Origin of the sequence: Bittarella massiliensis (ex Durand et al. 2017), assembly GCF_017566145.1 — a bacterium.
GTDB lineage: Bacteria > Bacillota > Clostridia > Oscillospirales > Ruminococcaceae > Bittarella > Bittarella massiliensis_A.
The window spans coordinates 177197-199165 of sequence record NZ_JABFCL010000002.1 but is presented as its reverse complement, the minus strand read 5'-3'; the positions used below and the strand labels follow the sequence as shown (position 1 = coordinate 199165).

Below are 21969 nucleotides of genomic sequence, written 5' to 3'. Positions count from 1 at the left end.
ATCAAAAAGTGAGTAGATAGCAGATCTTTCATAGTCTGCTTACAACTCATCAGATACAGAGATTGACAAATTACTTTCTCCATTGTATTAAAGAAAAACTGGTCTCGTGGAATGTCACTGTAACGGTGGTGTTTGCGGCAGTATATTTCACCGTCATCATCTGTGGGGCGTTCAAATCGCTGGCCGGCAGCTCAACCGAACTCACTGGTCTGCTATTCCACCCATTTGTCGTGTCGTGCACTCCCACATAGGTGTTTTTACCGCTGGGAGAACACCCATTGGGGTCCAATCCGCAGCGAAAGTTTAGGACACCCCCTTTGTCGCCAACCACAACAAAGCTGGCAATCGAAGCCTTGATATTGCTGTCGGCCAGCAGGGTGTAAAAGCTGACGAGTTCCCAGTCCGCATTGAGGGAAACTCGATTCCGACTCACCAGAGAGGTCATGGACGACCACCAACTGGGGACAATGCTGTGCTGCACATAGCTTTTCACGTCGCCCAGATAAAATTTGTTGCCTTCTATTTTGGCATTTATACACTGCCTCAGGCTTCCGAATTCAAACATCTCTTCCAGAGAAGAACTCATTACCCCCTCCTCTTTTTGGGATTCCTGTGCGCCGATTCCCGGCATAAGGCCGCACAGCAGCGTGCCGGCTGCCAGAGATACCGCCAACGCGAGCGCGAGCAGCCCCCGTCTCCCCTTTTTGGCATATTTCATTTTTCCTCCCCCTTTAGGACACACTCGTCCCTTGGTATATACCATTTTTAGATAGGTGTATCCAAATTGAAAAAGGGCTAAACAAAATTTGATTTTCTCTTTGACCTCCTCTCTCCCCTTGTTTTCTGTTAAAAAGCGGTGTACACTTTTCGACAGAATGCGGCAAGATTTGGAGAGGTGAAAAATGGAGGAAAAACGGACTCACCGGCAGCTGGAAGCCCTTCTCCGGGCGGCCCGAGAGGGGGACGAGGAGGCCTTTGCCCAGCTCTACCGCGCCACCGCCCCGGCCCAGCTGGCCCAGGCAAAGCTGCTTCTAAAAAGCGCCGTTCTCGCCGAGGAGGCGGTGCAGGAGAGCTACCTCACCCTCTACCGAAAGATGGGCGGCATCCGCGACCCCCGCTCCCTGGTGGCCTTTCTCAACAAGTCCACCTTTCTCTCCTGTCAAAATATCCGCCGGGTGGAGACGCGGCGGGCGGGGAGCGGGGACGAGCTGCTCCCCGGCCTCCCCGACCGGGACCAGGCGGGCCAGCCCGAGCACCGCGCCCTGTTTGAGGAGCAGGAGGCCGCCCTTTCCCGCGCCGTCGCCGCCCTGCCGGAGCGCCGCCGGCAGGCGGTGGTCCTACACTATTTTCAGGGCCGCAAGGTGGGGGAGATCGCCGCCCTCCTCCACTGCTCCCCCGGCACTGTCAAGCGGGATTTGCAGTTGGCCCGGGCCCAGCTGCGGCGGGAGATGGGCGACTTTCTCCCCGCCTTCCTCCCCGCCGGGCTGGCCCTCTCTGCGGTGGGGCGGCAAGCCGGGTTTCGCCCTCCCCCGCCGCCGTGCACCGTCCCCCTGCCCGCGGCGGCCCTGGCGGGCATTGCCGCGGTGGGGGGATGCGCAGCCCTGGCGCTGCTGCCCGCCCCCCAGATACACGGCGTGCAGAGCGTCCCCGCGGGGGGCGGCGCCCAGGTGTCGGTCCAGGCGGAGGGGGCCAGCCGGGTCTGGCTGGAACAGGGCGGCCGCTCCCTCCCCTGCCAACCGGGCGAGGGGGGCGTCTTCACCCTCTCCCCCGTCGCTCCCGGTCCCTGTACAGCGGTGGCAACCGGCGGAGGGGGGCGCACTGCTCGGGTGGCCTTTTCGGTGGGCGACGGCGACCTCTCCTCCCCCGTTCTGGCCGAGAGCTGGGGCGAAAACGGGCTGGTGGCCCTGCGGCTGCAAGACCCCAGCGGGGTCGACTGGGCGACCCTCTCCCTCACCGGGAAGGACGGCGCCCCCCTCTCTCCCCGCCGGGTGGACGAGGTGGCGGGGGTGGCCTGGTTTGACGTCCCGGCCGGGCGCTACACCCTCTCGGTCTGCGATCTTCTGGGCAACCGGGGCAGCGGCCCCTTCTGGGTTGAACTGCCCCAGTGACAGAGAGAGGGGGCCCTTCCCCACGGGGAAGGGCCCCCTCTCTCTTTATTTCAGCATCACCAGGGTGACCCCCAGGTTGTTTCGCCCCATGTCGCTGTCCCGGGTGACAAAGAAGTGGCGGCGCATCATCTGCTGGGTGTCCGGGTCAAAGAGGGAAAACCGCTCCCCCGGCACCACCAGGGCCAGTTCCCCCCGCTCCCGCTTTCGGTCCAGCTCCAGCCGCACCGCCCGGCGGATCTTCCCCCCCTTGCCGGAGGAACCGTAGCCGTGGATGAACTTCACCACCTTGCAGCCGCCGTTTTTGGCCCGCCGCAGCGACTTTTCCAGGTGTTCCAGGGCCTCGTCCACATAGGGCATCCCCTCCTCCAGGTTGACGGTGTAGACCTCCACGCCGGGCCCTCCTTTCCAGCCGCCTGTCAGGAGGCGGCCCTCTCAAAGTAGATTTGCAGGGTAAACTGGTCGGGATTTTGGTAGTAGGAGTAGCGGTAGGCCACCGCCTCCCGCCCCAGAGCCTCGTTGACGCCGGCAATCAGCCGTCGCATCCCCCCGGTGCTCTCGGCCGCCGCCTGCATGGCCTGGGCGTCCCCCAGCTGCATCTCCACCGAGTAATCCCCCCGGCCGATGTTTTCCGCCGCGGCGGCGATCACCCGGTCGGCAATTCCCCCGAAGTCGGCCCCCTGCAGCCCCTTCACCCGGTAGTAGTCCATTTCGGTGGAGTCGGCCGGGGGCAGGGGGTAGTTTTCGTCCCCGTAAATCCGGTGGTCGCGGGAGATGGCGGCGGTGGTGACGTTTTGATAGCTGTGGTTGAGGATCACCTCATCCTCCCCCATCCCCTCCACATAGAGGTCGTTCCAGGTGGGGTCCACGTGGTAGTAATTCTCCCCCAGCTTCACCATCACCCAGCCGTGGCGCTCCCCCCGGCTCTCCCCCCGCACATAGAGGCAGGGGTAGCCCAACCTCTGGTAGAGCAGCTGGGCGGCCTTGGCGTACCCCTGGCAGACGGCCCGCCCGTCCACCAGGGCGCCGTAGGCGGTGTAGGGGCTCTTCCCGCTCAAGTCGGTGTCGTAGCGCACCCGCCGGGCCAACTCATCGCTGACCCAGACACTTCTCTCAAAGTCCCCGGGCAGCGCTGCGCCCTGGGCGGTCAACTCCTCTATCTTCTGCTCCAGTTCTCCGTCCATCCGGGTGATCTCCTCCCGGGTGCCGATATAGCGCAGCAGCACCTTCTGCACCCGACCGCCGGGGCCGGTGACATAGCTGTACCCGTCCACCCAAAAGTGTTCGGGGCTGTCGGAAAAGTAGTAGCGGTAGACCGTCTCCAGCTGCTCCACCGTGATGCGGCTGTCCACCTGAATGCTGTCCTCAGCCCGGGAGACGGCGCCGTACAGGTCGTCGTAGAGCTCCCGCTGCAGCCCGTTCAGCTGGGAGCGGCCGTATTTTCCCTCCAGCTCCACCTGTTGCCGGGCGACCGGCTTTTCCCGAAACAGGTCGTTGCTCCCGGTGCGCAGTTCGTCGAGGAGCGAACAGCCGCAAAGGAGGGACAGAGTCAGCGCAGCCCCCAGAACCAGGGCGGCCCCGCGGCGAAATAGGCGGTGGGTTTGCACAGGCGATCTCCTCCCTCTCTTTCGGCGTTTGGCGGCCGGTGAGAAACCCGGCCCAAAAAAGAAAAAACGGGACTTCCGCCCGTCTTTTCAGCGGGGGGCAGGTCCCCCCTTTCGCGGCGCATTACGGCGCCACGTATTTGATCTTTTTGGGACTAAACTCCTTGACCGCCGCCTCGTTGTAGACGATTTCCAGCCCCTCTTCTGCAGCCTTGGTCCTTTCGGCAAACTCGCCCTCCTTCATCTCCACCAGCAGCGAGGTGCGGGCGGTGACAAAGTCCGCCTCGTTGGCAAGGGCGCTCTGGCGCTGGTAGACAAAGGTGTACTGGGCCGCCTCGTAGCGGTTGTAATCCCCGATCCCATCGGCCTTGATCTGGTTGATCATGTTCATGGGATAGGTGCTGTAATCCTCGGTGTCCTTGTTGATGAAGTCCTGCTGCACGAAGTCGGTCCCCTCGGCGAACGAGTGGTCGCCCACCTCCAGCACCTGGGGCATGAACTCGTCGGCCACCTCTTTCATGGTGGCGCCGCCTTTCAACTTGGCGAGCATCTGCTCGGACAGGTCGTTGATGGTGGCGATCCCCTCGGAGGAGATGGCGTTGGACTGGCTGTTGAGCTTGGGCAGGGCCAAAAAGGAGATGTGCAGGTACTGGCTCTCAAAGTAGTCCTTCAGCTCGTCGTCCCCCACCGGGGTCAGCCCGTTGACCCCGTAGTAGTGGTCAAAGAGTTTGCTGGACTTGAGGGCTGAGCGCACCAGGGTGCGGTAGGTGTCTTTGCCGATGCCGTTTTTCTCCAGGACTTCCTTCTGGCTGTCCCAGTTCTGGCTGACATTGGCCTCGATCTGGGCCTCGTCCTCCTCGGTGACTTCCAGCCCCTCCTTTTCAAAGAGGTTCTCCATGGCCGCATAGCTGATGCAGCGGGCCTTGGTCTGGTCCTTGATAAAGTCGGTGGCACTCTGCTCGCCGATCTGCTCCTTCAAGACGGTCTTGACCTCTTTGGGATTTTTCTGGGACTGCTCGGCCGCGTCCAGGTAGCTGGCGTACTGGTAGTAGAGGTAGAGGCCGCTGGAGATCTCCACCTCGCCCACCTTGGCGGCGTAGTCAAAGCTCTTGCCCAGGGTACAGCCGGTCAGCGAGGCCAGCAGCCCCAAAGCGGCCAGGCCGGCCGCCAGCTTATGTTTAAAAGACATCGTCTTTCCTCCCATTTTCTTTTCGCGCCGCAGCGCATACAACTAGCTACGATTATAGCAATTTTTCGGGGGACTGTCAAAAGTCAATTCCCCCGGGGCAGGCGCTGGGCGCGGCGCTCCCCCTAGCCATCGGACATGGTGTCCAGCACTGCCCGAATCCCGTCGATGGGGCGATGGGGATTTTCCAGTACCGCCGCCAGGAAGGGCTTCTCCCCGGCGTTGAAGAGGACGTTTTTGACCCCCTTCTTGCAGCCCACCGCCCGGGCCACCCGCTCCATTTCCAGGTGGACAAAGCGGATGTAGACGGTGTCCTCCCGCTGGGTGATCTCCCCCACCCCCAAGTTGGCGGCCTGGTTTCGCAGCAGGGCCACGTCCACCAGCCCCACCACCGGCGCCGGCGGGTCGGAAAAGCGGTCGATGAGCTCGTCGAGGAGGTCGTCGGCCTCCTCCCGGGACTGGATGGCGGCGATCTTCTTGTAGGTGTCGATCCGGCTGGCCATGTCCTCGATATAGGCCTTGGGGATGTAGGCGTCCAGCTGGATGTCCACCAGGCACTCCTCGTTTTTGTAGGGCTTCTCCTCGCCCTTCTTCTCGCTCACCGCCTCGGAGAGCAGGCGCAGGTACATGTCGTAGCCCACCGCCTCCATGTGGCCGTGCTGCTGGGCGCCGAGGATGTTCCCCGCCCCCCGAATCTCCAAGTCCCGCATGGCGATCTTGAAGCCCGAGCCGAAGCTGGTGAACTCCCGGATGGCCGTCAGCCGCTTGGAGGCCACCTCCGACAGGGCCTTGCCCCGCTTAAAGGTAAAGTAGGCGAAGGCCCGCTTGGCGCTGCGCCCCACCCGGCCCCTGATCTGGTAGAGCTGGGAGAGACCCAGCCGGTCGGCATCCTCGATGATGAGGGTGTTGCAGTTGGCCACGTCCACCCCGGTCTCGATGATGGTGGTGCACACCAGCACGTCGATGCTGCCCTCCAGCAGCTGGGCCCAGACCGAGGAGAGCTCCCGCTCGCTCATCTTGCCGTGGGCCACCGCCACATTGGCGTCAGGGGCCATCTGCCGCACCCGGGAGGCGCAGGCCTCGATGGACTCCACCCGGTTGTAGAGGTAGTAGACCTGCCCGCCCCGGCGCAGCTCCTTGCGGATGGCGTCCCCCACCACCAGGTCACTGTGCTCGAGCACGTAGGTCTGAATGGGGTGGCGGTCCTGGGGCGGCTCATCGATGATGGAGATGTCCCGAATCCCGCTCATGGCCATGTTCAGGGTGCGGGGGATGGGGGTGGCCGAAAGGGTGAGCACGTCGATTCCCTTGAAGGCCTCTTTGAACTTCTCCTTGTGGGCCACCCCGAAGCGCTGCTCCTCGTCGATGACCACCAGACCCAGGTCCTTGAATTTCACGTCCTTTTGCAGCAGCCGGTGGGTGCCCACCACAATGTCAGCCTGCCCGCTTTTCAGCCGGCGAATCGACTCGGATTGCTGGGCCGGGGTGCGAAAGCGGGAGAGCAGCTCCACGTTCACCGGGAAATTGCCCATCCGCTTGAGGATGGTCTGGTAGTGCTGCCAGGCGAGGATGGTGGTGGGCACCAGGATGGCGCACTGCTTGGAGTCGAGCACGCACTTGAAGGCCGCCCGCAGGGCCACCTCGGTCTTGCCGTAGCCCACGTCCCCGCAGAGGACCCGGTCCATGGGCCGGGGGGACTGCATGTCGGCCTTGATCTCCTCGATGCAGCGCAGCTGGTCGTCGGTCTCGGTGTACTCAAAGCGCTCCTCAAACTCCCGCTGCCACTCGCTGTCCTCGGAAAAGGCAAAGCCCTTGGCCGCCGCCCGCTCGGCGTAGAGTTTGATCAGCTCGTCGGCCATGTCCTTGACCGAGGAGTAGACCCGCTGCTTGGTCCGCTGCCACTCGGTGGAGTGGAGCTTGTTGAGCTTGATGCGCCGGTCCTCCCGGGGGCCGATGTACTTGCTCACCAGATCCAGCTGGGTCACCGGCACAAAGAGGACGTCCTTTCCCGCGTACTGGATCTTCAGGTAGTCCTTCTTCACCCCCTGCAAATCCAGCTGGGTGATGCCGGTGAACTGGCCGATGCCGTGGGTCACGTGCACCACGTAGTCCCCGGGGGTCACGTCCTCCAGGGTGGTGATGGCGTCCTTCCCCCGCTTCTTCTTGGCCGTCCGCCGCTTGCCCTTTCCCTTGCCTTCCTGCAGGGTGTAGGAGATGACCCCCACCCGCAGTTCGGGGTACTCAAACCCGGCGGTGAGGCTGCCGGCCGCCACGTAGATCTTTTTGGGGGAGAGGGTCTTGCCCGAATCGGTGTACTGGGCGTTGTAGCCGTCTCTTTGCAGGTCGTAGGCCAGGGTCTTGGCCGCCTTTTCCGTCCCCGCCAGGATCAGGGTGCAGTAATTTTGCTCCTGCTGGCTGTAAAGCTCCTCCAAGAGCAGGTTCATCTGCCCGCTCCAGCTGGCGGTGGAGACGGCGGTGAAGTCCAGCAGTTCCTTCAAGGGAAATTCCAGCTGGCGGGAAAAGGTCTCCAAAAAGGCGGTGCGGCCCTTTCCCAGGCGGGCCAAAAAGGCCCCCTTCTCGTCGGCAAAGGCGGCCGCCTTCCCCGAGAGGAGCTTTTGCTCCAGCAACTCCTTTACATCCTCCCCCAGCTGCCAGAGAAAACTCTCCAGCTCCTGGGTCGTCTCCTGCAGCTCGCTGGTGAAGACAAAGGCGTCCTCCAGGTAGTCAAAGAGGGTCGCCCGCTCGGGCAGGCAGAGGCCCAGATAGCGGTCGAGCCCCGCCACCTCGACCCCGGTCTCCAGCCGCTGGGCGTCGGCCAACAGGGCATCGGACCCGTTTTTTCCCAGTTTGCGCAACTTGGCGGCCAGGGCCACCGGGTCGGACACCAGCACCTCTCTGGCCGGGGTGATCTCCACCGACTCCACCCCGTCGCCCCGGCGCTGGGTCAGCAGGTCGAAGGCGGCGACGGTGTCCACCTCGTCCCCCCAGAACTCCAGCCGCAGAGGGGCGGCGGCCTGGGGCGGGTAGAGGTCGACGATCCCCCCCCGCACCGAGAACTGGCCCGGCCCGTCCACCTGGGGGCGGCGGACATACCCGGCCTCCGCCAGCCGGCGGATCAGCTGGTCGGTGGGGCAGGTGTCCCCCGGGCGCAGGACAAAGGTGGCCTCCCGGTAGCGCTGGGGGGGCAGGGTGTACTGGCAGGCGGCGGGGGCGGTGGCCACGGCGATGGGGCAGCTGCCGTCGAGCACCCGGCCCAGCACCGACAGCCGCCCGTACTCAAACTCGCGGGAGGCCCCCTCCACCGGGTGGAAGACGTAGTCCTTCTGCCGGTAGAGGGAGGCTGCCTCCCTGCCGATCATGGTGTTGAGGTTGCGCACCATCCGCTCCCCGGCCCGCTCGTCGGGCACCAGTACCAGCATCTGGCGGCCGGTCTCGGCGTAGAGGGCGGCGATCAAGTTGGCCTTGTGCACGGTGGAGAGGCCGTAGCAGGCCAGGGGAACGCGGCCCTCTTCCAGGCTGCGGCGCAGGGTCTCGAAGGCGGGCACCCCCTGCCAGATGCGGGTAAAAAACTCCATCCTCACACACTCCTCTGCCCCCGGCGCGGGGGCCGCTCTAGTTGTAGCGGTTCATGGCCTCGTTCAGGTTGTCCTCCAGCAGCAGCCGCAGGGTGTCCAGGCAGGGGCCGGCCAGCTCCCGCACCGTCTCCCACTCCTTGGGGGAGAGGGCGCCCAGCACCCAGTCGGCCAGGTCGTAGTCGGGATGGGGCTTCTTCCCCACCCCGATCTTGATGCGGGGGTAGTTCTCGCTGTCCAGCGAAAAGGCGATGTCCCGCAGGCCGTTGTGCCCCCCGTGGGAGCCCTTGCGGCGGATGCGCATCCGCCCCACGTCCAGGGAGACGTCGTCGCAGATCACCAGCACCCGCTCGGGGGGGAGGCGGTAGTAGCTGGCCACCTCGTGCACGCAGAGGCCCGAGCGGTTCATAAAGGTCTGGGGCTTGACAAACAGCACCTTTTTGCCGTCGACGAGCCCCTGCCCGCAGGTCCCCTGGTGCTTGAGCCGGCTGACCGACACCCCCAGTTCCCGGGCGATCTCGTCGACGAGCACAAAGCCCACGTTGTGGCGGGTGCGCTCGTACTTCTTGCCGGGGTTGCCCAGCCCCACCACGCAGAGGTCGATATTGGGTTTGGAAAACAGCATCTTCTCTCTCCTGGTCTGGGAGCGGGATCGGGCCCGTCCCCCTTTTTTTGCAAAATGGGCGCAACAGGCCGGGGCGGACCGGTGTCAGCCACCGCCCCGCTCAAACTGCCGCCCGCGCACTGCAAGCGCCTTTCATTATAGCCCATCGGGCCGCCCGGTTCAACACCTCCGGTGCGGTTTTCCTCCCTTCGGCCCGCTTCGACACTTGCCACAGGGAAAAGGGGACTTTTTCTCTGTTTCACAGATTGTCCTCCCCCGCCGCCTTGTGGTATTCTGTTGGGGAACGCCATACGCCCAAACAAGAAAGGGGGCCCTCCCTTGCGAACCGTCCTCTCCTATCTGCGCCCCAGCGCCAAAAAGATGGCCTGGGGGATCACCATCAAGTTTCTCGGCACCGTCATGGACCTGTTCCTCCCCTGGATACTGGCCTTTGTCATCGACACGGTGGTCCCCCGCCGCTCCCTCGCCCAGATCGCCCTCTGGGGCGGGGTGATGTTTCTGTGCTCGGTGCTGGCGGTGGTGGGCAACATCGCCGCCAACCGCTCGGCCGCCCGCATCGCCCGGGACACCAGCGAGCGCATCCGCCACGACCTCTTCTCCAAGACCGCCCGCCTCTCCTGCCGGCAGATCGACCATTTCACCGTCCCCTCGCTGGAGGCGCGGCTCACCACCGACACCTACAACGTCCACCAGATGCTCAACATGATGCAGCGGGTGGGGATCAGGGCCCCCATCCTCCTGCTGGGGGGCGTGGCGGTCACCCTGACGCTGGAGCCGGTTTTGACCCTGGTGCTCCTCTCGGTGCTGCCGCTGATCGCCCTGGTGGTCTTCTTCGTCTCCCGCAAGGGGGTGGGCCTCTTCTCCGCCATGCAGCGCTCGGTGGACACCCTGGTGCGCACCGTCCGCGAGGACGTCACCGGCATTCGCATCATCAAAGCCCTCTCCCGCACCGAGGGGGAGAAGGCCCGCTTCGACGGGGTCAACCGGGCGGTCTCCCGGCGGGAGACCGCCGCCTCCACCACCATGGCCCTCTCCAACCCGGCCATCGACTTCTTCCTGGGCGCCGGGCTCACCGGGGTCATTTTGGTGGGCGCTTTCCGGGTCGACAGCGGCCTCACCCAGCCCGGCGCCATCCTCGCCTTCCTCTCCTATTTCACCATCATCCTGGGCGCCATGCTCTCCATCACCCGGGTCTTTGTCATGTACTCCAAGGGCGCGGCCTCCGCCGCCCGCATCCAGGAGGTGCTGGCCGCCGAGGGCGAACCCGAAACCCTCGCCGCCACGCCCGACCGGGGGCAGGCCCGCCTCTCCTTTGAGGGGGTCACCTTCTCCTACGGTGGGGGGGAGCCGGCGGTGGAGGACATCTCCTTTGCGGTGGAGCCGGGGCAGACCCTGGGGATCATCGGCGCCACCGGCAGCGGCAAGAGCACCCTCTGCAACCTGATGCTGCGCTTTTACACCCCCGACAAGGGGGTCATCCGCCTCGACGGGCGGGACATCCGCGCCATCCCTTTAAAGGAGCTTCGCAATCGCTTTGGGGTGGTCTTTCAAAACGACCTCCTCTTTGGCCGCACCGTCGCCGAAAACATCGACTTTGACCGGGGCATCGCCCCCGGCCGGGCCGCGGCGGCTGCCGGCTGGGCCCAGGCCGACTTTGTCGCCGGGCTGGAGGGGGGCTTTGCCCACCCCCTGGCCGCCAGGGGGACCGACCTCTCCGGCGGACAGCGGCAGCGGCTGCTGGTGGCCAGAGCCCTGGCCGGCGACCCCGACATCCTCATCCTCGACGACGCCTCCTCCGCCCTGGACTACCAGACCGACGCCCGGCTGCGCCAGGCGGTGCGGGAACACTGCGCCGACGCCACCTGCGTGGTGGTGGCCCAGCGGGTCAGCTCGGTGATGGGGGCCGACCAAATCCTGGTGCTCGACGAGGGGCGGCTGCTGGGCTGCGGCAGCCACAGCGAACTGCTGGAGAGCTGCCCGCCCTACCGGGAACTCTACGCCCTGCAGATGGGAGAGGGGGCGGCGCAGTGAAGGGCTCTTACAACATGCAGACCCCCGGCGGCCAGCGCCGCCCCTCCCGCGGGCAGGAGCGGCCCCGGGACACCCGCTACACCCTGCGGCGGCTCTGGGGCTACCTCTGCCGCCACCGCTGGATGTTGGTGGCCGCGGCGGCCCTCGCCCTGGGCAGCAACCTCCTGGCCCTGCTGGGGCCGATGCTCTCCGGCCTCGCCATCGACGCCATCGGCACCGCCCCCGGCCAGGTGGACTTTCCCCGGGTCTTTTTCTACGCCGGGTGGATGCTGGCCTTCTACCTTCTCTCGGCCCTGCTGGGCTACCTCCTCTCGCTGCTGATGATCCGCTTGAGCCAGCGGGTGGTGCGGCAGATGCGGGGGGACCTCTTCTCCCACCTGATGGACCTGCCGGTGTGCTATTTCGACAGCCACCAGACCGGGGACATCGTCAGCCGCATCTCCTACGACATCGACACGGTCAACACCTCCCTCTCCAGCGACCTGTTGCAGATCGGGACCAGCGCCATCACGGTGGTGGGCTCCTTTGGGATGATGCTGGCCATCTCCCCGGCGCTGCTGGCGGTCTTTGCCGTCACGGTGCCCCTCTCCGTCCTCTGGACCCGCTACATGACCCGCAAGGTGCGCCCCCTTTTCTCCCGCCGCTCGGCCGAGCTGGGGGCCCTGGGAGGCCTGTCGGAGGAGGCGGTCTCAGGGCTGCGCACCATCAAGGCCTACTCGGGGGAGGAGGCGGTGACCGCCCGCTTTGACGCCCAGGACAAGCGCTCCCTGGACGCCCAGTACGCCGCCGACTACTACGGCACCATGACCGGCCCCTCGGTCAACTTCATCAACAACCTCTCCCTCACCCTGGTCAGCGTGCTGGGGGCCGCCCTCTTCCTCTTCGACAAGATCACCCTGGGCAACCTCTCCTCCTTTGTCCTCTACTCCCGCAAGTTCTCCGGCCCCATCAACGAGATCGCCAACATCGCCAGCGACCTGCAGTCGGCCTTTGCCGCCGCCGAGCGGGTCTTTCGCCTCATCGACGAGCCGCCCGAACCCGCCGACGCCACCGACGCCCTGCCCGCCGGGGCGGTGCGGGGCGAGGTGGAACTGGACCGGGTGAGCTTTGGCTACGACCCGGCCGCCCCCGTCCTCAAGGACTTCAGCCTGCGGGCGCCGCCGGGCAGCCTGGTGGCCATCGTCGGCCCCACCGGCGCGGGGAAGACCACCGTCATCAACCTGCTGATGCGCTTTTACGACCCCCAGTCTGGCGAGATCCGCCTGGATGGACGGGAGACCCGCCGCATCACCCGCGACAGCCTGCGCCGCTGCTATACCCTGGTGCTGCAGGACACCTGGCTCTTCTCCGGCACCATTGCCGAAAACATCGCCTACGCCCGCCCCGACGCCACCCGGGAGGAGATCGAGGCCGCCGCCAAGGCCGCCCACATCCACCGCTTCATCTCCCAGCTGCCGCAGGGCTACGACACCCCCCTCACCGGGGACGAGGCGGCCATCTCCCGGGGTCAAAAGCAGATGCTGACCATCGCCCGGGCCATGCTCCTGCACTCCAACATGCTCATTCTGGACGAGGCCACCTCCAACGTGGACACCCGCACCGAGCGCCGCATTCAGGGGGCCATGCGCCGGCTGATGGAGGGGCGCACCTGTTTTGTCATCGCCCACCGGCTCTCCACCATCCAAAACGCCGACGTCATCCTGGTGGTGAAGGACGGCCGGGTGGTGGAGCAGGGCGACCACGCCTCCCTGCTGAAAAAGGGCGGGGCCTACGCCGAACTCTACTGGGCCCAGTTTCAGTGAGGGGGCCATCGGCACACAAAGAGGGAGGGGAGTCAAAACGACTCCCCTCCCTCTTTGCCCTATTCCAGCCCTTGCCCTCGCAACCCGGGGGCGCTCCTCCCCCTTCGGCTGCGCCTCACCGCGCCATGACCGGCCAGTACTTCTCCTCAAAGGCCTCTCTGCCAATGGGGCGGGACACGTAGTACCCCTGCACGCTGTCGACCTTCAGCGTCTGCACCGTCTTTAACTCGTCGAGCTGCTCCACCCCCTCGACACAGACCGAGATGCCAACACTGTGGCAGAGCTGGATCACCGCGGCGATGAAGGCGCGGTTGAACTCGTGCGTCCGGTCGTTGATGAGGGAGATGAAGAGCCGGTCGATCTTCACAATGTCCGCCGGCATCTGGGTGAGCATCCCCAGGGAGGAATAGCCCGTCCCAAAATCGTCCATGGCGATTTGGATGTGGGCGCCCCGCAGCCCCTGAAAGGCCTCCCGCAGGGCGGGCATGTCGGTGACAAAACGGCTCTCGGTCAGTTCCAGCACCAGGTGCCGGGGGGCCAGCTCATACCGCCCGAGCAACTCCAACACAAAGGGGACAAAGGACTTGTCCGCCAGCTGCAGGTAGGAGACGTTGACGTTCATGACAAAGTCGGGGCAGAAGTCCAGCCAGCGCTTGCAGGTGGCCACCGCCTCCTCCAGCACCCACCGCCCCAGCTGGATGATGAGGCCGCTGGATTCCAGCAGGGGGATAAACTCCACCGGCGGCACCGGGCCAAAGGGATCGCAGGACCAGCGCAGCAGGGCCTCGGCGCCGGCGAGCCGCAAGCCGCCGCCCTCTTCAAAGCGAACCAAGGGCTGGTAGGCCAGCGAAAAGTGCTCCATCCCGCTGCGGACGCTCTGCTGCAGGCAGCTGGTCAGCTCCATCTTGCGGATGCGCAGGTTCAACAAATCGGGGGTAAAGGCGGTGCAGCGGTTTTTGCCGCTATTCTTTGATGCCTCGAGGGCGCTCTCGGCGTATTTGAGCAGGTCCAGGTAGTTGTCCGCGTCCCGGCCGATCTGGGCGGTGCCGCCGGAGATGGTGCAGAAATAGGGGGTGCCGTCCACCTCCTGCTCCCGGTTGGTGCAGAGGTGGATGGTCCGGTAGAGCCGCTCCATCTCCTCCGGCGAGGCCCCTGGGTAGAGGACGGCGAACTCGTCCCCGTCAAAGCGAAAGGCCTCCGCCCGCGGGGGGAGGAGCCGCTGCAGATCCTGGGCGGTCTGGCGCAGCACCGAATCGCCAAAGATGTGGTTTTTCAGGTTGTTGATCCGCTTGAAGTCGTCCAGCCCCAGCAGCAGGATACCCCCCGGCTCCTCCTCCCTCTCCAGCAGGCGCTCGACGCGCTTGCGGCACTCGCCCTGGGTGAAGAGGCCGGTGGTGGGGTCGATCTTCCCCTTGTTGGCGATGGGGGCCACCACCCCGGCAAAGGTGACCGGCCGGCCCGTCTCATCCCGGTTGAGCAGGCCCCGGCAGACCACCCAGACATATTCGCCCCGGCGGTTTTGGACCTGGTACTCCACATTGTGCTCGTCGGTGCGGCCCGCCAGCATCTCCTCGATGGAGTCAATGTAGCGCTTTTGATCCCGGGGGTGAACGAACTCCCCCCAGAGGGGCACCAATCCTGGCACCAGCCGCCCCGGCAGCGCAAAATCCCGCGCCATATTTTCGGAGACGAGGGCGAGATCGGCGGCCATATCCACAATGTAGATATAGTCCTCCGTGCTGTTGACAATCGCCCTGTAAAGCACCTGCGCGTCAATGGGGAAGGACTGGATCGCGCTGGGGCTTGTGTGCGGAGTTTCCATAGGCGGCCTCCTCGCCAGGGATTCTGGCGTCCTTTCAGGCGGGGGTGAAAGGCTTTTTTAATTTCTTTTTACAGAGCATATCCGCCCTGTCAGCTGTATTATATCACGCAACGGCACCGCCGGGCAATTGCCCTCTTGCCATTCCATAAAAGCCGTTTTTACAAAGCCCCCTCAACCAACTTCGCCCCGGGGCGCGCGGGGGAAGGCCAGGGCCAGCAGGCAGAGCAGCGCCATCAGCCCGCCGGCGGCCCCAAAGAGCACCGGGTAGCTGCCCCCCGCCAGGGGCGCCACCAGATAGGTGGGCAGGAGAAAGCCCCCCAGCATCTGCAGGGTGGCGATGATCCCCCCCGCCGCCCCGGCACAGCGGGGCCCGATCTCGGGCAGGGTGGCGGGCAGCGAGAGCAGCAGGGGGAAAAACATCCCCAGAGCCACCCCGGTGACAAAGAGGGCCGCCCCCATGACAAGGCCCTGGGGCAACAGCCAGCCAAAGGCCGCCCCCAGGCCAAAGACCGCGCCGGCCCCCACCAGGCAGCCCTTGAGGCTGCCGGTCTTTTGCAGCAAGACCGGCCCCAGCAGCGCCCCGAAGATGTTGCCGACGGTCACCGCCGAAGAGGCCACTCCGGCGGCGGACGCCGCCATCCCCCGCACCTGTTGCAGGGCGCTGGGCAAAAAGGCGTTGAGGAGGATGCAGGCCCCCATCAGGCAGGCCATACAGCCCCCCGCCAGCCAGACCGAGCGGCTGCGGGCAGCCGCCGCCAGGCTCTCCTTGGCCGAGGGGAGCGCGGCCCCCTCTTCGGCGGGCGCATTCGGCGCGCCCGCCGGCCGCTCGCGCATCAGCAGCAGCCAGAGCAGGGCGGCCGCCCCGCAGACGGCAAAGGCCAGCCAATAGGCCGCCTTGGCGCTGGGCAGCAGAGCGGTGGTGGCCAGGGCCGCGGTCATCCCCACCGGGGAGGAGGTGAGCACCGCCCCCGCCACCGTTCCCGCCCGCTGCGGGGGGTACCAATTCCCCACCACCTTGGCGGTGTTGGCGTTCAAAAAGGCCATTCCCACCCCCAGCAGCACCATGCTCCCCATCAGCCCCAGGTAGCTGCCGCAGAGGGGGCGCAGGGCGGTGCCCAGGGCGCTGACAGCCAGCCCCACCCCCGCCACCCGGCGCACCCCCCAGCGGTCGGAGAGGGCCCCGGCGAAAAAGGAGAGGAGGAAGGCCGGGATCATCGGCGCCGAGAAGGCGCTGGAAAACTGGGCGGCGTCAAGCCCCAGGGCGGCGGTGATCTCCGGCCCCAGGGGGGAGAGTTGGTACTGGGCGTAGTTGACCGCCAACAGCCCGAAAAAAAAGACCGCCATGGTGGCTGCGGCCCGGCCGGGCGGGCGCTTGTTCTGTCTGTGCAAACACATCGTCCCCTCTCTTTTGTCCGCCAGCCACGCACAGGGTCTGCCGGTGGCCGATAGCTGCATTGTAACACAGCCGCCTTGCGGGCGATACCGGCAAAAGCACAGAAGAAAGGGGGATAAATTCCGGCAGTTTGCCAAAGGCGGCCCACTGGCGGGAAAAACGCGGGATGGCGTTCGCTCCGAAATCGTGCTAAAATGGGCAGAGATCGGCAGATTTTGGCCGCTTTTGGACCGTTTTGGCCCTTTTTGTCCCCCGGCGGAACCTGCCCAAAAAGGAGATGAGCCCTTGCAGTCAAACCCCTCGCTCTCCCGGCGGATGACCGCCCAGTACGCCGGTTTACAGGGCGCTTACTGGATGGTCTTCTGCGCCGTCATGAGTTTTGCCTCGGCCTTTTTGCTCTCCCGCGATTTTGACAACACCCAGATCGGGGTGGTGCTGGCCCTCTCCAACGTGTTCGGGGCGCTGCTCCAGCCCGCGGCCGCCGCCCTGGCCGACCGGGCGCGCCGGTTCTCCCTGCGGCAGATCACCGCCGCCATCGCCTTTGCGGCCGCCGCCCTCTCGGGGGTGCTGCTGCTGATCCCCCGCTCCTTTTGGCTGACGGCCGTCCTCTTCTGCCTGGTGGCCACCGCCATGCTCACCGTTCAGCCCCTGATCAACGCCCTGGGGTTTGTCTACGAGAGGTGGGGGCTGCCCATCGACTTTGGCCTGGCGCGGGGGATCGGCTCCCTCTGCTATGCGGCGGTCTCGTTTTCTCTGGGGCTGCTGCTGGAGCGGTGGGGGGCCGAGGTGCTGCCGGTGGGGTTTGTGCTGCTCTACCTCCTCATCGCCCTGCTGGCCCTGACCTTCCGCGCCAAGGGGCTAGCAGGCGCCCCCGCGGCCACGGCCGACGAGGGGGGAGAGGGGGCTCGCCCCTCCTCCCTGCTGGGGTTCTTCCGGCGAAACCCCCGCTTCGCCCTCTTTCTGGCGGGGGCCTGCGGCGTCTTTGTCTTTCACACCATGCTCAACAACTTTCTGATGCAGATCGTGGTGCACGCCGGGGGGCAGAGTGCCGACTTCGGGACCGCCCTCACGGTGGCCTCGGCCCTGGAACTGCCCACCATGGCCCTCTTCTCCCGGCTGGTTCGCAGGGTCCGCTGCGAGACCCTGCTGAAGATCTCCCTGGGGTTCTTCCTGGTCAAGGCGGCGCTGCTGTTTTTGGCCCGCGACCCGGGGGGCGTCTACTTGAGCCAGGTCTTTCAGGTGGGGGGCTTCGCCCTCTTCACCCCGGCGGCCGTCCACTACGCCAACGCCGTCATCGCCGAGGCCGACCGGGTAAAGGGGCAGGCCATGCTGGCGGTGACCAACACCCTGGGCGGGGTCTTCGGCTCGCTGCTGGGGGGCTGGCTCATCGACCGGGCGGGCATCCCCGCCATGCTGCTGTTCGGGGTGGGGATCACTGCCCTGGGCGGCGCGGTGGCCTGGCTGGCCCTGGGGCGCGCCCCGGCCAAAAAGGGCGGCTGACCCGGCTTTTGCGCCCCCGCCTTGTGTTTTGGCGCCGGGGGGGCTATACTGGTGCCAGCGACCGGGGGCCAGCGGGGCCGCCGGCAGACAGGCGACAAGGAGGAATGACCATGGCAACCGACATTGCGGTGCGCCCCTTTGACCCGGCGGACGACGCCCTGCGCCAGAAAAACGCCGCGGCGGCAGAGGCCTTTTTGCGGCTGACGGGGGCGGACAGTCCCCGGCGGCTGGAGCTCTTTGCCCCGGGGGAGGAAATCTCCTGCGGGCGGGCTTTCACCAAGGAGGGCAGCCCAGACGTTGCCCGGGGGCGGGAAGCGGTGGCCCGTTTCCTGGCGCAGATGGCCGCCGACTACCCCGTCCAGGCGTGGGAAGCCGCCCGCATCCTGGTTTGCGCCGACCCCAACTACCTGATCGCCGAGACCGACCTGTACGGCACCGGCCACCGGGACGACCTGGGGGACTACCCCCACGGCGGCCACGTCATCCACACCTTTGTGATGGAGGACGGACGGGTGAAAGACTACCTGTGGTACGACAATCCCGCCAGGGAGCTGGTGGAGATGGGCTTTGCCCTCCCCGGCCCCGGCGGGGAAGAGTAAGGGGGACGCGCCATGGAGACCACTTTTGTTTGCAGGCCCTACGACCCGGCCGACGACGCCCTGCGGCAGAAAAACCTGCAGGCGGTCATCGGCTACATGACCGCCGCCGGGGAGGACCGGCTGGAGCGCTGGAAACTCTTTGAGCCCTCGGACGAGACCACCCTGACGCTGGGTTTTGCCGCCCAACAGGAGCCGGTCGTCAACCGGGGCATCCGCTGCATCCGCCAGACCAACGAGTCCTACGTGCGGGACTTCCCCGACTGGTCCTTTCAAAACCTGGTGGTGCGGCTGACCGGCGACCCCAACATCATCTTTGTGGAGGCCGACGGGGCCGGCACCTCCCTCAAGCAGGGGACCGAGGAGCGGGCCTCCAGCCAGCACTCGGAGCACTCGCTGCACCGCTTCATCTGCAAGGACGGGAAGATTTTGCACTACACCGAGTTTATGAACCCAATCAACGAACTGCTCAAGTTGGGGTACCAGATGCCCTACTGAACCCAAGAGGGGGGCCGTCCCACAGGACGGCCCCCCTCTCTTTTGGCCGGGGTCTAGAGCTCTTTGAGGAAGCAGATGATCTTCCCCACCTCCCGGAAGCCGGCGCGGCGGTGAAAGCGCTGGCTGGCGGTGTTGCCGAGGGCACAGGTCGCCGATGGCGAAGGCGCAGAGGGAAGCGCTGCGCCAGCCGGGTGAGCACCCCCTCACAGAGGGCGTAGGGCAGATGGCCGGGCGGGTGGTCGGACGCCTCCCCCTGGGCGCAGTGGACACAGCGGCCGGTGCAGTGGTCGGTCATGGCGAACGCGACCCGGCCGAGGTGCAGATACATCTTTCTCATCCCCCTGTTGCGGCGGTTTTCCCCATCATAGCACAGGCGGGGGAAAAAGAAAAAGCGGGGCGGCCAAATGGCCGCCCCGCCTAAATTTTGCGGGCGGGGATCAGACGAAGAGGGTGGAGACCGATTTGTCGGAGTAGATGCGGGCAATGGCCTCGGCAAAGACGGGGGCCACCGGGAGGATGCGGAACTTGTCGAGCATCTTCTCGGGGGGGATGGGGATGGTGTCGAGGAAGACCAGCTCTTTGATGGGGGCCTCTTTGAGCCGCTCGATGGCGGGGCCGGAGAGGACCGCGTGGGTGGCGCAGGCGTAGACCTCTTTGGCGCCCTTGCCCATGAGGGCCTTGGCGGCGTTGCAGAGGGTGCCGGCGGTGTCGATCATGTCGTCGGCGAGGATGACGGTCTTGTCCTTCACGTCGCCGATGATGTTCATCACCTCGGACACATTGGCCTTCTGGCGGCGCTTGTCGACGATGGCGATGGGCACGTCAAGCTTTTGGGCAAAGGAGCGCACCCGGGTGACCGACCCCAGGTCGGGGGAGACCACCACCAGGTTCTCCTTCCTGCCGGCGAACTTCTTCTCGTAGTAGGGCTCCAGCAGGGGGACGCCCAGCAGGTGGTCCACCGGGATGTCGAAGAAGCCGGTGAGCTGGGCGGCGTGCAGGTCCATGGTCAGGACCCGGTCGGCCCCGGCGGCGGTGATCAAGTCGGCCACCAGCTTGGCGGAGATGGGGTCGCGGGCCTTGCTCTTGCGGTCCTGGCGGGCATAGCCGTAATACGGGATGACGGCGGTGATGCGGCCGGCCGAGGCGCGCTTGAAGGCGTCGATCATGATGAGCAGCTCCATCAGGTGCCGGTTGACCGGCGCGCAGGTGGACTGGACCACGAAGACGTCGGAGCCGCGGACGGTCTCGTGGATGGAGACCGAAATCTCCCCGTCGGAGAACATCCCCACGTCCGATTTGCCCAGAGGCAGGCCCAGGTATTCGGCGATCTCCTCGGCCACCTTCTTGTTGGAGTTGGCGGAAAAAATCTTAATGTCCTTGCCGTGTACGTTCATAGCTTTTTTACTCCCCTATTTATCTGGCTGCCCCGCACCGGTGCGACGGCAGCATTTTGCACCCTGCGGCGCTACCGTTCCTCTTCTTTTTTCTTTTTGGCCTTGGCGATCCGGCCGGCCAGCTTTTTGCCGGCCCAGTTCTCGATGGTCTTTTGGTACCCGCGCTCGATGGCCAGAGCGCCGGCGGGCACGTCCTCGGTGATGGTGGAGCCGGCGGCGGTGTAGGCCCCCTCCCCCACGGTGACCGGGGCCACCAGGTTGGTGTTGCAGCCGATGAAGGCGTTGTCGCCGATGACGGTGCGGTATTTCTGGCTGCCGTCGTAGTTGACGGTGACGCAGCCGCAGCCGAAGTTGACCCCTGATCCCACATCGCTGTCCCCCACATAGGTGAGGTGGGCGACGCTGGTGCCCTCCCCCACGGTGGAGTTTTTGATCTCGACGAAGTTGCCCACCTTGGCGCCGTCTTCCACCCGGGAGCCGGGGCGCACCTGGACGAAGGGCCCCATCCGCACCCCGGAGCCGATCTGCGAATCGGCCACCTGGGAGGCGTTGAGCACGGTGCCGTCGCCCACCACCGCGTTGGCCAGCAGGGAGTTGGGGCCGATGGTGCAGCCGCAACCCACCACAGTGTGCCCCTTGATGATGGTGCCCGGGAGGATGGTGGTGTCCGCCCCGATCTCGCAGTCGGGGGAGAGGACGATGCCGTCGAGGGTGACGAACTCGACCCCCTGGCGCATCTGCTTTTCGATCACCCGGCGGCGGGCGATCTCCCCCAGTTTGTAGAGGGAGAGGCGGTCGTTGGCCCCCAGCACCACGTCCTCGCTCTGGGCGGTGTAGGTGCCGGCGCCCCTGCCGGCGCGCAGCAGGAGGGAGACGGTGTCGGTCAGGTAGTACTCGCCCTGGGAGTTGTTGTTTTGCAGCTGGTGGAGCACCTCCAGCAGGGCAGCGGTCTCAAACCAGTAGGCGCCGGAGTTGACCTCGCGGATGGCCCGCTCGGCCTCGGTGGCGTCCTTCTGCTCGACGATCTTGGCGATCTGCCCGCCGTCCTTGACGATGCGGCCGTAGCCGGTGGGGTCGTCGAGCTCGGCGGTGATGACGGTGACGGCGTTGCCCGACTGGAGATGGCTCTCCAGCGAGCGGCGGATGGTGTCCTCGTCGACAAAGGGGGCGTCGCCGCATAAAATAAGGGTATGTCCGTCCCGGTGGGAGTTGAGGAACGCCTCCCCCTGCAGCACGGCATGACCCGTTCCCAACCGCTTGGTCTGCATGGCGACGGCAAACCGATCCCCCAGGACCTGGCACACCTCTTCGCTGCCGTGGCCCACCACGACACAGATGTCCTCGATGCCCGCGCGCTCCAGCGCGTCGGTCACCCAGGAGATCATCGGCTTAAAGAGGACCTCGCAGAGCACCTTGGGTTTGCGCGAGCGCATGCGGGTCCCCTCGCCCGCCGCCAGGACGACGGCGTTGATGGCTGCTTCCATGTACTTGCCTCCTGTTTCCAGTTGTGTTCGGCATGGGGAGAGGGCGCGCGGCCCCGCCCCGGCATATAAGCCACCTCGTTTTTGCACAGCGCTCTCCAGGCGCAAGAAAGCCCCTTTTCCCAGGGGGAAGCGGGGTCTTTTTGACGAATTGGCGCACTGTTCTTTATATAATTATTACAACTTCCCGCCCCTTTTGCAAGCCCTTTTTCCGGCTCCGGGGAAAATCTATTGAAAATCACCAATAAAACGCAAAAAAAGCAAATTGGGTATAGCAAATACAATCTCTATTTGCTATAATGGGCGCATAGACGGTGCGTCTGAACAGATTGGGGATGAGAGGACTATGTGGGCTCTTTC

General features: G+C 65.4%; 16 protein-coding genes. 6 read left to right on the top strand and 10 right to left on the bottom strand.

Annotated elements, in window-relative coordinates; translation table 11 throughout:
* Nucleotides 1-70: 70 nt before the first annotated feature.
* The gene (locus HJY11_RS03170) at nt 71-718 is read right to left on the bottom strand and encodes a hypothetical protein (RefSeq protein ID WP_208074635.1); all 648 of its coding nucleotides are present in this window, start codon (nt 716-718) and stop codon (nt 71-73) included.
* Between the two features lie 184 nt (nt 719-902).
* Here HJY11_RS03170 and HJY11_RS03165 point away from each other — a divergent pair, with 184 nt between their 5' ends.
* Nucleotides 903-2108 carry an RNA polymerase sigma factor gene (locus HJY11_RS03165; protein WP_208074634.1) on the top strand — a complete coding sequence of 402 codons (1206 nt, stop codon included), beginning with the start codon at nt 903-905 and terminating at the stop codon, nt 2106-2108.
* Nucleotides 2109-2153: 45 nt separating this feature from the next.
* Here HJY11_RS03165 and HJY11_RS03160 read toward each other — a convergent pair whose 3' ends face one another.
* The 5 genes from HJY11_RS03160 to pth form a co-directional block, all read right to left on the bottom strand.
* Entirely contained in the window at nt 2154-2498 is a 345-nt protein-coding gene (locus HJY11_RS03160; protein WP_208074633.1) for a Smr/MutS family protein, read from the bottom strand.
* Between the two features lie 26 nt (nt 2499-2524).
* Nucleotides 2525-3712, bottom strand: a complete 1188-nt coding sequence (locus tag HJY11_RS15610; protein WP_208074632.1) for a transglutaminase domain-containing protein — start codon at nt 3710-3712, stop codon at nt 2525-2527.
* A 121-nt stretch (nt 3713-3833) separates the two neighbouring features.
* On the bottom strand, nt 3834-4898 hold the full coding sequence (locus tag HJY11_RS03150) for a hypothetical protein (protein WP_208074631.1): 1065 nt from the start codon (nt 4896-4898) through the stop codon (nt 3834-3836).
* A gap of 122 nt (nt 4899-5020) precedes the next feature.
* A complete protein-coding gene (gene mfd, locus HJY11_RS03145) occupies nt 5021-8470 on the bottom strand; it encodes a transcription-repair coupling factor (RefSeq protein WP_208074630.1) in 3450 nt (1149 codons plus the stop codon).
* A gap of 37 nt (nt 8471-8507) precedes the next feature.
* A complete protein-coding gene (pth, locus tag HJY11_RS03140; RefSeq protein ID WP_208074629.1) occupies nt 8508-9092 on the bottom strand; it encodes an aminoacyl-tRNA hydrolase in 585 nt (194 codons plus the stop codon).
* A 318-nt stretch (nt 9093-9410) separates the two neighbouring features.
* Here pth and HJY11_RS03135 point away from each other — a divergent pair, with 318 nt between their 5' ends.
* Together HJY11_RS03135 and HJY11_RS03130 are read left to right on the top strand one after the other, a co-directional pair.
* Entirely contained in the window at nt 9411-11123 is a 1713-nt protein-coding gene (locus tag HJY11_RS03135; protein ID WP_208074628.1) for an ABC transporter ATP-binding protein, read from the top strand.
* Nucleotides 11120-12925: an ABC transporter ATP-binding protein gene (locus tag HJY11_RS03130; protein WP_368041531.1), complete on the top strand. Its 1806-nt coding sequence runs from the start codon at nt 11120-11122 to the stop codon at nt 12923-12925. Before HJY11_RS03135 ends, HJY11_RS03130 begins: the two co-directional genes overlap by 4 nt.
* A 115-nt stretch (nt 12926-13040) precedes the next feature.
* Here the strand turns inward: HJY11_RS03130 and HJY11_RS03125 are convergent, their stop codons facing one another.
* Nucleotides 13041-14747 carry a bifunctional diguanylate cyclase/phosphodiesterase gene (locus HJY11_RS03125; protein WP_208074627.1) on the bottom strand — a complete coding sequence of 569 codons (1707 nt, stop codon included), beginning with the start codon at nt 14745-14747 and terminating at the stop codon, nt 13041-13043.
* A 171-nt stretch (nt 14748-14918) separates the two neighbouring features.
* Complete coding sequence (locus HJY11_RS03120) at nt 14919-16136, bottom strand: MFS transporter (protein WP_208074626.1); 1218 nt, start codon at nt 16134-16136, stop codon at nt 14919-14921.
* Nucleotides 16137-16425: 289 nt separating this feature from the next.
* Between HJY11_RS03120 and HJY11_RS03115 the strand changes: the two genes are divergently transcribed.
* From HJY11_RS03115 to HJY11_RS03105, 3 genes are all read left to right on the top strand, one after another.
* Nucleotides 16426-17640: an MFS transporter gene (locus HJY11_RS03115; RefSeq protein ID WP_208074625.1), complete on the top strand. Its 1215-nt coding sequence runs from the start codon at nt 16426-16428 to the stop codon at nt 17638-17640.
* Nucleotides 17641-17750: 110 nt separating this feature from the next.
* On the top strand, nt 17751-18239 hold the full coding sequence (locus HJY11_RS03110; RefSeq protein ID WP_208074624.1) for a PhzA/PhzB family protein: 489 nt from the start codon (nt 17751-17753) through the stop codon (nt 18237-18239).
* 12 nt (nt 18240-18251) lie between these two features.
* Nucleotides 18252-18734: a PhzA/PhzB family protein gene (locus tag HJY11_RS03105; RefSeq protein ID WP_208074623.1), complete on the top strand. Its 483-nt coding sequence runs from the start codon at nt 18252-18254 to the stop codon at nt 18732-18734.
* Between the two features lie 437 nt (nt 18735-19171).
* Here the strand turns inward: HJY11_RS03105 and HJY11_RS03100 are convergent, their stop codons facing one another.
* A complete protein-coding gene (locus HJY11_RS03100) occupies nt 19172-20128 on the bottom strand; it encodes a ribose-phosphate pyrophosphokinase (RefSeq protein ID WP_208074622.1) in 957 nt (318 codons plus the stop codon).
* A 71-nt stretch (nt 20129-20199) separates the two neighbouring features.
* Entirely contained in the window at nt 20200-21612 is a 1413-nt protein-coding gene (gene glmU / locus HJY11_RS03095) for a bifunctional UDP-N-acetylglucosamine diphosphorylase/glucosamine-1-phosphate N-acetyltransferase GlmU (protein WP_208074621.1), read from the bottom strand.
* Nucleotides 21613-21969: the final 357 nt, after the last annotated feature.